This is a genomic window from Mycobacterium ostraviense (assembly GCF_002705925.1).
Taxonomy (GTDB): domain Bacteria; phylum Actinomycetota; class Actinomycetes; order Mycobacteriales; family Mycobacteriaceae; genus Mycobacterium; species Mycobacterium ostraviense.
Map to the genome: position 1 here is coordinate 354,225 of NZ_NKRE01000001.1, position 14,844 is coordinate 369,068.

A 14,844-nucleotide genomic window follows, 5' to 3' on the forward strand; every position below is an offset into this window, starting at 1 on the left:
CGCAGTCGGAGCGCGCGAAAAGCTACCGGGCCGTTGGTCGCTGATCAACGCCGGCGAATTCGCAAAAACGTCAAACCGGACGCGGTGTGGCAGGTCTTCGAAGGCCCACCAACCGGATACGCTGCGGTCACCTGACGAGATGGCGATCGGGGGTCTCACTGGGAGGTGGCTGACCGTGGACGACACGTGTGCGGACCCGGTTGCGGTGATTGGCATGGCGTGCCGGCTACCGAAGGGCATCGATTCGCCCGAAGCGTTGTGGACGGCGTTGCTGCGCGGCGACGACTTGATTTCCGAAGTTCCCGCTGACCGTTGGGACGTCGACGAATACTACGACCCGGAACCGGGGGTGCCCGGCCGGTCCGTGTCGCGCTGGGGCGGCTTCCTCGACGACGTCGCCGGCTTCGATTCCGAGTTCTTCGGAATCGGCGAGCGCGAAGCGACCGCGATGGATCCCCAGCAACGCCTGCTGCTGGAGACCTCGTGGGAGGCGGTGGAACATGCCGGTTTGCCGCCGAAATCGCTGGCCGGCACGCTGACCGGGGTGTTCATCGGCATCGCCCACAGCGATTACGCACACGTCACCGCCGAAGCGGGTGCCCTGGAAGACGCGTACGGGTTCACCGGAATTCCGGTCAGCATGGCCTCCGGACGAGTTGCATACGCCCTGGGGCTGCGCGGGCCCGCGGTCAGCGTCGACACGGCGTGTTCGTCGAGTTTGTTTGCGGTGCATATGGCTTGCCGCAGTCTGAACGACGGCGAGAGCGACCTGGCTCTGGCGGGTGGCTGCATGGTGATGCTGGAGCCGAGAATCGGCGCTTCCGCGTCGGCGTTGGGCATGCTGTCGCCGACCGGACGCTGCCGTGCATTCGACGTGTCGGCTGACGGCTTCGTCCGTTCCGAAGGCTGCGCCGTAGTGCTGCTCAAGCGGCTTGGCGACGCCCTGCGCGACGGCGACCGAATCCTTGCGGTGTTGCGCGGCACCGCAACCAACCAGGACGGCCGCACCGAGAACATTTCGATTCCTTCCGCGCAGGCGCAGGCGCAGGCATATCGAGCGGCTTTGCGGGCGGCCGGCGTGGATTCCGCCACCGTCGGGATGGTGGAGGCGCACGGCACCGGCACCCCTGTCGGCGACCCGATCGAATTCGCAAGCCTGGCACAGGTTTACGGCATCGAGCGGTCCTGCGCGATCGGGTCGGCCAAGAGCAATCTGGGCCACACCGAGGCCGCCTCCGGCGCGGTGGGGCTCGTCAAAGCGATCTTGTCGCTGCAGCATGGGGCGGTGCCGCCGATGCTGCATTTCACCCGGTTGCCTGACGACGCGGCCGGTATAAACACCAAACTGTTTGTACCGCAGGAAATTACGCCCTGGCCCGAACAAGACGACGCGCTGCCGAGGCGGGCAGCGGTTTCGTCGTATGGGATGTCGGGCACCAACGTGCACGCCGTTGTGGAACAGGCTCCGGCCGCCGCGACGTGCCACGACGCGGCGGACCCGGTGGTGCCGATGATGTTTGCGCTGTCGGCCACGTCGGCCGAGGCGTTGCGCGGCAGTTCGCGCCGGCTGGCCGAATGGCTGGCCGGACGCCAGGACCAGGACGCGGCGACATTGTCGAATCTGGCCTACACGTTGGCCCGCCGGCGCGGCCACCGGCCGGTCCGTACCGGAGTGTTCGCCCACAGCCGGGCCGAGCTGATCGAGCGCCTGCACCAGCTGGCCGAGGACGAACGCCCCTATCCCGCCGCCGTCGGCCACGACGACCGCGGCCCGGTGTGGGTGTTCTCGGGTCAGGGTTCGCAGTGGACGGCGATGGGCGCCGAGCTGTTGACCAGCGAGCCCGTGTTCGCCTCGACCGTCGCCGCGGTCGAGGCGGTGATCGCCCGGGAATCCGGCTTTTCGGTCACCGACGCGATGTCCGCCCCGGACACCGTCACCGGCATCGACCGGGTCCAACCGACGCTGTTCGCCGTTCAGGTCGCCCTTGCGGCCACGATGTCGTCTTACGGAGTCCGTCCGGGCGCGGTGATCGGCCATTCGCTCGGTGAGGTGGCGGCCGCCGTGGTCGCCGGCGCACTGTCGCTGCAGGACGGGGCGCGGGTGATCTGCCGCCGGTCGCGGCTGTGTCTCCGCGTCGCCGGTACCGGCGCGATGGCCTCGGTGGAATTGCCTGTCCAACGAGTGCGCGAAGAACTCGCCGGGCGCGGCGCCGCGGCCCGCGATGTCGTCGTCGCCGTGGTGGCCTCACCGCAGTCCACCGTGATCGGCGGGGCGGCGCAGACGGTTCGCGACCTCGTTGCGGAGTGGCAGGAGCGCGACGTGCTGGCCCGCGAGGTAGCCGTCGACGTGGCATCACACACCCCGCACGTCGATCCGATCCTGCATCAGCTCTGTATGGATCTCGGCGACCTCGCCCCGATGAAACCGACGATTCCCTACTACTCGGCTACGTCGTTCGACCCGCGCGAACAGCCGTCCTGCGATGCGCGTTACTGGGTCGACAACCTGCGTCATATGGTGCGTTTCGCCGCCGCGGTGCGCGCGGCGCTGGAGGACGGATACCGGGTGTTCGCGGAGCTGTCACCGCACCCACTGCTGACGCGGGCCGTCGAGCAGACCGCTTGCAGCCTCGATATTCCGGTCGCCGCGGTGGCCGCCATGCGACGTGAGCAACCGATGCCGTCGGGCCTGCGCCCGGTGGTGATCGATCTGTACAGTGCCGGTGCGGCCGTGAACTTCGCGGTGCTTCATCCCGGCGGGCAGTTGGTCGACGCGCCGCTTCCGGTGTGGACGCATCGTCGGATGCTGCTGCGCCCCGACCGGGCGGGTACCACTTCGTGCGTCAATACCGTTGCGGCGCATCCATTGTTGGGCGCACACGTGCGGTTGATGGAGGAGCCGCCGCGTCATGTCTGGCACGGCGAGGTCGGCACGGCGGCGCTGCCGTGGTTGCGCGACCACCAAATCCACGATGTGGCCGCACTTCCGGGCGCCGCCTATTGCGAGATGGCATTGGCAGCGGCCCACACCATCTTCGGCGAACAGTCGCAAGTGTGCGATATCCGCTTCGAGGATTTGCTGCTGCTGGACGATCAGACCCCGATCGGCGCCGTCGCGTCGGTGGAGGAACCCGGTGTCGCCGGCTTCGTCGTCCAGACCGAGCAGCAGCACCAAAAGGTGCGACGAGCCAGCGCGATACTGCGGGCCGTATCCGCGCAAGACCGGCCGCCCGCCCATAACGTGGCCGATTTACTGCGGGCCTATCCATGCCGCCACGACGGCGAGGAGGTGCGAAAGCGGTTCGAGGAGCGCGGTATTCGGTTGAGTTCGGCTTTCGCCGGCCTGGCCGCCGCCCACGTCGCGCCGCAGACGGTCAGTGCCGTCCTCGCCGAAGTAGGCTTACCGAGTTCGATCCGCAGGCAGCAGGCCAACTACCGGATTCACCCCGCGTTGCTCGATGCGTGTTTCCAGTCGGTTGCGGCCCACCCCGCCGTCCGCCAGGTGGGCAACGGCGGCCTGCTGTTGCCGCTCGGTATGCGCCGGCTGGGCGTGTACGCGTCCACCCGCAACGCCCGCTACTGCCACACGACAGTGACTGCCTACGGCACCAACGTCGAGGCCGATATCGACGTCATGGACGAACACGGGACTGTGCTGCTGGTGGTGCGAGGCCTGCAGATGGGCACCGGGCTCTCGGAGAGCGCCGACCGTGATCGCCTGCTGGCCGAGCGATTGCTGACCATCGAATGGCGCGAGCAGGAACTGACCGGCGCCGACGGTGTGGACGCTGTCGATACCGGAAAATGGCTGCTGATCAGCGTGTCCGATACCGCCGACATGTTGGCAACCGAACTCACCGATGCGTTGAAGCGCTACGGTGCGGACTGCGCGTCACTGTGCTGGCCTAGGCAGGCAAACCCGGCCGCCAAGGTCGAACGACTGAGCAAGCAGCTCGACTCCGGCGGAGTCACCGGCGTGGTCGTGCTGGCGCCCGAATCTATGGGCGGTGACGACGCGCGAAGTCCGCGCCGCGGCAGCGAAAACGTCAAGCAGCTGGTGCGCATCGCGCGCCGGCTTCCGGAAGTCTCCGGCTCCGTCCCCCGGCTGTATGTGGTCACCCGCAACGCGCAGCGGGTCCGATCCGATGACCGCCCCAATCTGGAACACGCCGGGTTACGTGGTCTGCTGCGGGTGGTCGGCGCCGAACACCCGTACCTGCGCACCACGCATATCGACGTCGACGACCACACCGACGCCGAGCAGGTGGTGCGCCAACTGCTGGGGGGCTCCGACGAAGACGAGACAGCCTGGCGACAGGGGCAGTGGCTGACGGCCCGGTTGTGCCCGGCGCCGCTGCGGCCCGACGAGCGGGAAACCACCGTCGCCGACCATGACCGCCACGGGGTGCGCCTGCAGATCCGGACGCCCGGGAACCTGCGGACGATGGAAGTCGTGGCGGCCGAGCGGATATCGCCGGGTCCCGGGCAGATCGAGGTCGCCGTGACCGCGTCCAGCGTCAACTTCGCCGATGTCTTGATCGCCTTCGGCAGATACCCAGCCTTCGACGATCTGTCGCCGCAGTTCGGCGCGGATTTCGCCGGGGTGGTGACCGCCGTGGGTTCCGATGTCACCGACCACCAGATCGGCGACCGCGTGGGCGGCATGTCATCGGCGGGGTGCTGGGGCTCGTTCATCACCTGCGATGCCCGACTGGCCACAACGCTGCCGCCTGGGCTCACCGACGGGCAGGCCGCCGCGGTGACCACTGCCCACGCCACCGCCTGGTACAGCCTCGTCGATCTGGCCCGCATCGAAGCCGGCGACAAGGTGCTCATCCACTCCGCCACCGGCGGCGTGGGACAGGCCGCGATTGCGATCGCGCGCGCCGCCGGTGCCGAGATCTTCGCCACCGCCGGCAGCCTCGAGCGTCGAGAGCTATTGCGCGACATGGGAATCGAGCATGTCTACGACTCGCGCGGCAGCAAGTTCGCCGACCAGATTCGCCGGGACACCGACGGTTACGGTGTCGACGTCGTGCTGAACTCGCTGACCGGCACCGCCCAGCGCGCCGGTCTTGCGCTGTTGTCTTTCGGCGGGCGATTCGTCGAGATCGGCAAGCGCGACATCTACGACGACACCCGGCTGGCGCTGTTCACTCTGCGGCGCAACCTCACCTTCCACGCCGTCGACCTGGCGTTGATGACGCTCACCCACCCCACCCGGATCCGGGATCTGTTGACCACGGTCTACCGGCTGGTCGCCGACGGCGCGTTGCCGATGCCGGAGCGCACGCATTATCCGGTTACCCAGGCAGCCAACGCGATCCGGACAATGAGCGCCGCCGGGCATACCGGCAAACTTGTCCTCGATATCCCGCACACCGGGCGCAGCACCGTTGTGCTCCCGGCCGAACAGATCCCGGTCTTCCGGCCCGACGGCTCCTACATCATCACCGGTGGCCTCGGTGGCCTCGGATTGTTCCTGGCGGAAAAGATGGCCGCCGCCGGCGCCGGCCGCATCGTGCTCAACTCGCGCGCCCAGCCGAATCAAAAGACCCGGGAAACAATCGATCTGGTCAAGGCCACCGGGTCGGACGTGGTGGTCGAGTGCGGCGACATCGCCCAGCCCGCAACCGCGGGCCGGTTGGTGGAAACCGCAACAGCGACCGGGCTGCCGGTGCGCGGCGTGCTGCACGCGGCCGCAGTCGTCGAAGACGCCACCCTGGCCAACGTCACCGACGAGCTGATCGAGCGGGACTGGCGGCCGAAGGTCCACGGTGCCTGGCACCTGCACGAGGCGACCGCTACCCAGCCACTGGATTGGTTCGCCGTGTTCTCGTCGGCAGCTGCCCTACTGGGCTCACCCGGTCAGGGTGCCTATGCGGCGGCCAACAGCTGGCTTGACGCCTTTGTCCAGTGGCGCCGAGTTCGCGGCCTTCCGGCGACCGCGATCGCTTGGGGCCCGTGGGCCGAGGTCGGCCGGGGTGCCCACCTCGCCGAAAACGGCGACACCACGATGATCGCTCCCGACGAGGGCGCTTACGCGTTCGAGGCGTTGCTTCGACACACCCGCGCCCACAGCGGCTATGTCCCGGTCGTCGGATCACCCTGGCTGACGGCCCTGGCCGCACGCAGCAGGTTTGCCGAGGGTTTCCACTCCGCTACCCGGAATCGGCCCGGTGAAAGCACGTTCCGTGCCGAGCTGCTGGAACTGGCGCTCGAAGAGTGGCCGGGACGGCTTCGACGACTTATTTCCGAACAAATCGCCGTGATTTTGCGTCGCAGCGTCGATCCGGATCGCCCGCTTTCCGAATACGGGCTGGATTCGCTGGGCAATCTGGAGCTGCGCACCCGCATAGAAACCGAGGTCGGGATACGCTGCAGCCCCACCGATGTCACCACGGTTCGCCATTTCGCGGATTACCTGTGTGAAAAGCTGGCCATCAAAGAAACGATCCGGTGACGATGTGCGGCTTATTCGATGACATGAAATATCCTGGGACCGGGCGTTGAGCCAAAGGAGTTCAATTGGTTGTCGTGGGCAATCTCGGTCTGGATAACGTCAGGAATTGGCTGCCGGAGCCGGGTGTTGTCTGGCTGTGGCAGCCGTCGCCGGCAACTGTAGCGAACGCCCGGGACGCGCCGATCAGCTCCGTGCCGCCGAGCTACATCCAGGCTCGGCATCTGCGCAGGTTCGCTGAACAAACGGCCAAGGGCCTTGACATGTCCCGGCTTTTGATCATTGCCTTCGACATCCTCGGTCACTGCGATATCCGCACGATGACCTACGTCATCAACTCGCACCTTCGTCGCCATGACACCTACCGCAGCAGGTTTACGGTCACCGGTGCTCGTCACATAGTCCGCCACACCATGACCGATCCCGGTGCTATCGAAATGCAACCGGTTGAGCACGGCGAGATGACGCCGAGCCAATGGCAGGAATATCTCTTGAGTACACCTAGTCCCCTGGATTGGGATTGCTTCAGGTTCGGCGTGATCCAACATGACGACCACTTCACCGTCTGCGTCAGCATTGACCACATACATTTCGATGCGACATTTCTCGGCACCCTCTTCTTGGAAATCCGTGAAATGTACAACACGCTGATGGACGGTGGCGAGCCTATTCCGTTGCCGAAGGCTGGTAGCTACGCCGAGTACTGCCTGCGCGAGCGCGGATACACCTCCGCGTTGACATTGGACTCGCCGGAGGTACGTCAATGGATCGAATTCTTGGACAACAACGACGGATCCTTCCCCGCCTTCCCACTGCCACTCGGCGAGACGTCGCGGGTCACGATGGGCGAGGTGCTTTCCGTGCAGCTGCTAGATGCCCGTCAGACCGCCGATTTCGAGGCCGCGTGCACCCAGGCCGGCGCCAGGTTCAGCGGCGGAGTCTTCGCGTGCGCCGCCCTCACCGAATACGAACTCGCCGGCGCGGAGACCTATTACGCGGTCACACCCACCGGCACCCGAAGCACGCCCGCGGAATTTGTCACCAGCGGATGGTTCATCGGCCACCTTCCGCTGGCAGTGCAGGTCGCCGCGTCGTTCGGTGAGACCGCGCGCGGCGCACAAGCCGCTTTCGACTCGCGCGCCCACCTGGCCAGAGTGCCGTTCGAACGCGTGTTGGAGCTGGCGCCCCGCCTCGCGACGCCGCTGTCGCGAGGGTGCTTTCCCATGCTGTCGTTCCTCGACGCCGGTGTAGCGCCGCTTTCCGCCGTGTTCGCGCCACATATCCGCACCGCAAATACCAGGGTCTTCAGTGACGGCCGCATTGCGGCCCGGGTGTGCATGTGGGTCAACCGGTTCCACGAAGAGACCACGGTGACGGCATCCTTCCCGGATAGTCCGATCGCCCACGAGTCGGTGCGACGCTACCTGGACGCCATGAAATCGGTGTATCTGCGCGTCGCCGAGGGCCGCAGCGGGATCCGGCAACGTCGTGCAACCGCACTCAGCTTCAGCGGCAACGGAAACGACGGCCTGTTTCCCGGTTGAGGGGCATCGGTGTGAGCGGCGCCCGGACCGCGGCCTCGCCGCGCGGCCGGCACGCCAGGTGAAGGCACTGTTGACTGATAAGTCAATACCCGGGACGCGCTACCGGATTACCCGAAAACCGTCGACTTCCTGCACTTCGCACAAAAAATTTTTGTACGTTGGCACGATTTTTCCACGGGGCGAAGATCAACGGGCTACCGTGTGGTGGACTAGCAGAATTAAGGATGCCCGGCCGTTGCGGACCGAGATGTTGGGGGGCTGAGTCGACGTGCGATGCCCGCGGACCGGGCGCCTGAACACCACCGAAAAGAGGTGGCTGGACGTGAATGGAACCGCTGCCGATCCAGCCGCTTTCGTCAACCCGCCCGACCAGTTGTCGGCGGCGCGCTCCCCGGCGTTGTCGGGGCTCGAACGGGTGGCCACCGAGTTCACTTACCACCGCCACGACGCGGATCGGCTTGATGGGCTTTATCGGCCGGTGAGCCGATCTGGCGTGGAAAGGTGTCGCGACTGATGAGCGATTCGGAAGCAGCCCGCCCCGGGGGAATTTTCGACCGGCTCGGCCAATTGGTCGTTCGGGTTCCGGCGCTGGTCATCGCATTCTGGATTGGGCTGGCCGCGCTGCTCGCCGTGACTTTCCCGCCGCTGATGGAGGTAGCCGGTAAGGCCAGCGGAGAGGCTTTGCCCGATAACGCCCCGACGATGGTCACCAGCAAAGAGATGGGCAAGGCCTTTGGCGACAACGGCAAAGGCTCGCAGTTGTTGGTGATCCTGACCGACGAAAATGAGCTTGGTCCCGGCGATTTAGAGACCTACCACACGCTGGTAGACAGGCTGCACCAAGCGAACTTTTCGGTTCAGGACTTCATTACCACGCCCGGCTTGCACGATGTGTTGTCCAGCAAGGACAACAAAGCCTGGAACTTGCCGGTGATGTTCCCGACCGACCCGCAGGACCCAGCGACCCTGGCGGGATACAAAAAAATCCGGGATATCGTTAGCCAGACCGTCGCTGGTTCGACGCTGACCGCCAATTACGCCGGCGGCCTGGTCACCATGTCCGACCTCACCGCCATCGGTCAGGAAGACGCACATCTGATCGAAATCGGCACCGCGGTCAGCGTGCTCATCATCCTGCTGATCATCTACCGAAACGTGGTCACCATGTTGGTGCCGCTGGCCACCATCGGTATCTCTATGGGGACCGCGCAAGGCACCCTGTCCGCGCTGGCGACAATCGGCCTGGACGTGCAAACGCAGACCATAATTTTCATGAGCGCGGTAATGATCGGTGCCGGAACGGATTATGCCGTTTTTCTGATCAGCCGTTACCACGACTATGTGCGGCAAGGCTTGGCTTCGGACCTCGCGGTCCAGAGAGCGTTGATGTCGATCGGCAAAGTAATCGCCGCCTCGGCGGCGACCGTGGCGGTCACATTCGTCGTGATGGTCTTCTGTAAATTGCCGGTCTTCTCCACGGTCGGCCCGGCGATTTCCGTATCGATCGTCGTCAGCTTCGTGGCTGCGGTGAGCCTGCTGCCCGCCATTTTGGTGCTGATCGGGCGACGCGGCTGGATCAAGCCGCGCCGCGACCTTACCCATCGCTTCTGGAGGCGCACGGGAACACGCATCGTGCGCCGGCCCAAGATCCATTTGGTCGCCAGTCTCGTCGTGCTGGCGGTCCTGGCCGGGTCCAGTTTTCTGGTGCGCTTCAACTACGACGATCTCAAGGCATTGCCGTCCGACGTCACGAGCGTCGCGGGATACGAGGCCATGAGTCGCCATTTCCCGCAGAACATGATGACGCCGATGATGCTTTTCATTAAGTCACCGCGTGACCTGCGGAATCCGAGCGCGCTCGCCGATCTCGAGATGATGTCGCACCGGATCAGCCAATTACCCGACATCACCGCGATACGCGGGTTGACCCGGCCCAACGGCGAACCGCTGCAGCAGACGAAGGTGTCGTATCAGGCCGGCGAGGTCGGCGGCAAACTCGACGAGGCCGGGGATGCGATCAGGGACCACGGCAGCGACTTGGACAGGTTGGTCAACGGCTCCAACGATTTGGCCGGTGCCCTGGCTCAGGTGCGCGACCAGGTCACTCAAGCTGTCGGCAGCGCCGGCACGCTGGTCAGCGTGCTTACCACGATGAAGCAATTGATGGGCGGCGACAAGACGCTCAACGACCTCGACAGGACGGCCAAGCTGGTCGGCCGGATGCGGGCGCTCGGCGACGCCCTTAGCGCAAACATGGTCGATGTGGCGAATACCGTCGCCTGGGCCGGTCCGCTGCTGAAGGCGCTGAACTCCAGTCCGACCTGCAATGCCGACCCGGCCTGTGCAGCCTCGCGGAGCCAGTTGCAGGCGCTGGTCCAAGCACAGACCAGCGGAACCCTCAACAGCATCACGGATCTGGCTCGCAGCCTGCAGCAAACGAAAGAGGTGCAGACCGTCAGCCAGACGATCGACAAGCTGCAGCAAAACCTGAACCAAGCGGTCAGTACGTTGCGGTCTATCGATGGACTGCAGAACCGGCTCAATCAGATGCAGCAGGGCGCCGACGCCCTCGCACAAGGCAGCCGTGCGGTAGCCGACGGCGTTGCAGCACTGGTCGACCAGACCAAGAAGATGGGCACCGGGCTCGACGAGGCATCGTCCTTCCTGCTGGGCCTCAAGCACGACGCCGAACGACCGTCCATGGCCGGCTTCAATGTCCCGCCGCAGGTGCTGGCCGCCGACGAGTTCAAGAAGGCCGCGCAGATTTTCATATCCAGCGACGGGCACGCGGCACGGTACCTCATCCAAAGCTCGCTCAATCCGTTCACCACCCAAGCCATGGACCAGGTGAATACGATCCTGTCGGCAGCGCGGTCCTCGCAACCGAATACCGAGTTATCGGACGCGACGATATCGCTGGCAGGCATTCCGAGCGGGCTGGCGGATACTCGGGACTATTACAACAGCGACATCAATTTCATCGTGTTGGCCACGATCGTTATAGTCTTTTTGATCCTGGTGATGCTGCTACGAGCAGTTATTGCGCCCCTCTACCTCATCGGTTCGGTCCTGGTTTCCTTTTTTGCAGCCCTGGGCCTCGGTGTCATCGTTTTCCAGCTGATACTCGGCAAAGAATTGCATTGGAGCCTGCCCGGGCTGTCATTCATTCTGTTGGTTGCGGTTGGCGCTGACTACAACATGCTGTTGATCTCGCGTATCCGTGACGAATCACCCCACGGCGTGCGGGTCGGTGTTATTCGCACGGTCGGTTCGACGGGCGGCGTGATCACATCCGCCGGCCTCATTTTCGCCGCTTCAATGTTCGGCCTGCTGGCCGCCACCATCAGCACCATGGTGGAAGCCGGCTTTATTATCGGCGCCGGGATCTTGATCGACACCTTCATCGTTCGCACCGTCACCGTGCCGGCGTTGGCTGCACTGATCGGCCAGGCCAACTGGTGGCCGTCGAAGCTCGCTGCGTCCAGTAAGAAGCAGCAGGCGAGCCGTCGCAAAAAGACGCGGGGCCAAGCTCAGCCAGCACGGGCAAAGGCCGTCCCCGCCCGCAAGACCGGCGGCGCGACGCGCCCACCGTCGAAGGTTCGTGCCGTTCCAGCTGGCGATACGCCCAAAGTCGTACGCCGCCGTCCCGGCAAAGACGTGCCGCTGCGGAAGTTGGATTTCCCCATCACGAGCAATGGCAAGGACCCGTTCGCCGATCTCGGCGAGCACGCTCTTCCGCTATTCGGTTCCGTCGTGCTGCGGGCCAAGACGGCCACATCGAATGGGCACGAATCAGACGTCGCCGATGGCGACGGCGATCGCATCCAACACTCCCTGCCGCTGTTCGGCCCCATCGATCTACCGGCCCTGATGACTAATGGCACTGGCCACACCAACGGCAACGGCCACGGGCTCACCAACGGCAACGGCCACACCAATGGCAACGGCCACACCAACGGCAACGGCCACGGGTCCACCAACGGCAACGGCCACGGGTCCACCAACGGCAACGGCAAGCAACCCGTCGACACGGGAAGCGCCCTCCCCGATAAGTCAGCGATCACCTAACGCCCTGCTCGTTGTCCGCCGTCGGTACGAGAACCGCGATGGGTTCTATCTGAAACACTGCTCACCCGAAGCCTTCAAGGCTCGGTGGACGTCACGTTGCCGTCGGGCTCGGCGAGCGACTGGCTTCGGGCTCGGTTCGCAGCTGGTGCGGATTTGCGCACTAGTCTAGGCGCCAATTCCAGAGCGCGCCGGCGGCGCGCAGCGCGCGGGTAGTGACGTGCCGGCTGGCCGGGAGACAGGTCCGGATGTGTGCTCGACGGTATCAGTAGTCACATGAGCCACGTCAGTACCGTGAGCTGGCCATAAGGCGATTCCCAAGTGCGCTAGCACCGGCGCTATCGCACTTGGCGATCGCCTATTGGTCAGTCGGGCAGCGCCTTACGCCCACCACCGGATGCACGTATCCGAGCCATGCACGGCGGATTCGTGCGCACCCTGCGTCGCACTCATCCCCGGCCTACCCAAATCGGCGACCTCGCCAAAGCCATCGCCACAATCCACAAACTGCGCACTAGCCTGATACAAGTCGGGTATGACAACCGCGATCGGGTTCTATCTGAATCACTGCTCACCCGAAGCCTTCAAGGCTCGGCGGATTGAAATGCTGGCGCGAGGCCAGCCAGCCATGTCGGCCCACACTGACCTTATTGATCGCTCGGGCAACGCCGAGATCGAACTCCAGCGCACCAAAATTCGAGTGGGCGTCAGGCTAACTTACGACGGCGCCGAGTGCGAACCATACGACCCGACACGCCGAGGAGGCGTCGTGAGATTCACTCTCGCCGCCGGAACGTCGCGCTGCCGTCGATCTCAGCGAACGTCTGACACAAACTAGCAAGCGCGAAAGACTTTAAGCGTCAAGGCGGGTGAACTCGTCGTGCCGATACAACTCGACACATTGCGCTCGTCTGATCTTGCCGCTTGTGGTTATCGGAATCGAGCCGGGCGATACCAGAACCAGATCCGCCACGCTCAGGCCGTGCGACTTCGAAATTGCCGACGTCACTTCACGTTTGACGACCTGCAACGTATCAGCCAAATCCTCGTCCGTGCCGGGACGTTTCTTGAGCTCGATGATTGCGACCAGCTTCTCAGCGCCACGGTCGGGAACCGCTATTGCCGCGCATCGACCCGGAGTGACCTCCTGGATGGTCGCCTCGATGTCGTCTGGAGAGTGGTTGCGGCCGTACACGATCAAGAGGTCTTTGATACGGCCGATGATGAACAACTCTCCGTCGAAATAGAAGCCGGAATCACCAGTTCTGAGCCAGGAACCTTCCGGGGTGCCGGCCGAAGGGTTGACAATGCGCGCTTGGAAGGTGCGCTCGGACTCGACCGGCTTCTGCCAGTAGCCGGCGCCCACGTTGGGTCCGTGCAGCCAGATCTCACCGACCGCTCCCTCCGGGCACTCGACGCCGGTGTCGGGGTCGACGATTCGCACCGTCATTTGCCGCGGGTTGCCATAGCTCACCAACCCGGTACCTGTTCCAGGTGCGCACCGCTCCGCCTCACCCGCGGGCAGTTTCGCGGAATCGAAATACACGACTTTCGGCGGTTCGCCCGGTTCACGAGTCGCGATATAGACCGTTGCCTCGGCCATCCCATATGACGGCCGGACCGCCGCGGGATCAAGGTTGAATTTGGCGAACCGGTCGGTGAAGCGCTTCACGGTGACGGGCTGCACCCGCTCACTGCCACTGAGGACATGCAGCACCTCCCCGAGATCGAAACCGTTCATATCGTCGTCGGACGTCTTGCGCGCTACCAGGTCGAAAGCAAAATTTGGCGCTGCCGTGAACACCCGGCCACTAGTCGCCATCAACTGCATCCACCGAGCCGGTCTCTGCAAAAACCCCGCCGGACTCGTCAGGACCACGGGAATGCCAGCAAGAATGGGAATGATAATTCCAACAAAGAAACCCATATCGTGATAAAACGGCAGCCAGGACACCACACCACTGCCGGGCGGGGGAACCTTCCCGTACTTCCCGTAGTAGCCGTCCATGATCTGTCCGAAATTGACGAACAAATTCTTATTCGAGACCACCACCCCGGCCGGCGTGCGGGTGGACCCGGAGGTGTACTGCAAATACAACGCATCCGGCATCTCTGCGCTACGAGAGCCCGGCCGGACCGACGAAGTCGGCCGAGAGTCCAGGTCCAGCAGATCGATTTCGACAACTGCGGGTGCAGATTGTCCGGGTTGCGGCTTCGCGTACCCGGCGACATGGTCGCTCACCGAGGAAGTCGTCAGGATGACCGAGGGTGACGTATCAGCCAGCACGGAAGTGGTGCGCTCGTCATGAACGCCGGAATAGGGAACCGAAAGCGGAACGGCGGTCAGCCCGGCCTCAAGCGCCCCGAGGAAACCGGCGATGTAGTCAAGGGTCTGCGGCGCAAGTATCACTGCCCGATCGCCAGGCGATCCGCATTGCCTGAGGCGCTGACCGACGTTGAGCATGCGCCGATGCAGCTGCGCCCACGTCAGCGTCTCCGGGACACCTTCCCAATCCTGCTCGTAATCAATAAATGTCATCGCTGTGTCGTTGGGCTGCAAGCTCGCACGCTCGCGCAGCACAGCGGGAATCGAAGACTCAACCACGGGCCTCACACTACCTCGGATGCGCTTGGCTGGTGCCGAATCTGCTCGTCACAGGGGTAACACGCGGATTATCCGCCGCCGGGCCGGCCGGACGGGTCCCACCGGCTCTGGGTGGTCGCGCTCAGGTCATAACTTCTGCCACCTCGGTGGCTCTCGGTTTGCATGCAACA

5 protein-coding genes are annotated in these 14,844 nt (G+C 64.5%); 4 read left to right on the plus strand and 1 reads right to left on the minus strand.

Going from position 1 to position 14,844, the window contains the following annotated elements; translation table 11 throughout:
• The first annotated feature begins 139 nt into the window (after positions 1-139).
• From pks2 to CDN38_RS01505, 4 genes are all read left to right on the plus strand, one after another.
• Entirely contained in the window at positions 140-6,463 is a 6,324-nt protein-coding gene (gene pks2 / locus CDN38_RS01490; protein WP_099319309.1) for a sulfolipid-1 biosynthesis phthioceranic/hydroxyphthioceranic acid synthase, read from the plus strand.
• Positions 6,464-6,537: 74 nt separating this feature from the next.
• Positions 6,538-8,004: a condensation domain-containing protein gene (locus tag CDN38_RS01495; RefSeq protein WP_244307460.1), complete on the plus strand. Its 1,467-nt coding sequence runs from the start codon at positions 6,538-6,540 to the stop codon at positions 8,002-8,004.
• A gap of 322 nt (positions 8,005-8,326) precedes the next feature.
• The gene (locus CDN38_RS01500) at positions 8,327-8,518 is read left to right on the plus strand and encodes a hypothetical protein (protein WP_142361230.1); all 192 of its coding nucleotides are present in this window, start codon (positions 8,327-8,329) and stop codon (positions 8,516-8,518) included.
• On the plus strand, positions 8,518-12,072 hold the full coding sequence (locus CDN38_RS01505; protein WP_082277009.1) for an MMPL/RND family transporter: 3,555 nt from the start codon (positions 8,518-8,520) through the stop codon (positions 12,070-12,072). The genes CDN38_RS01500 and CDN38_RS01505 overlap by 1 nt, the downstream gene beginning before the upstream one ends.
• Before the next feature lie 850 nt (positions 12,073-12,922).
• Here the strand turns inward: CDN38_RS01505 and CDN38_RS01510 are convergent.
• Complete coding sequence (locus CDN38_RS01510; protein WP_075509712.1) at positions 12,923-14,674, minus strand: AMP-binding protein; 1,752 nt, start codon at positions 14,672-14,674, stop codon at positions 12,923-12,925.
• Positions 14,675-14,844: the final 170 nt, after the last annotated feature.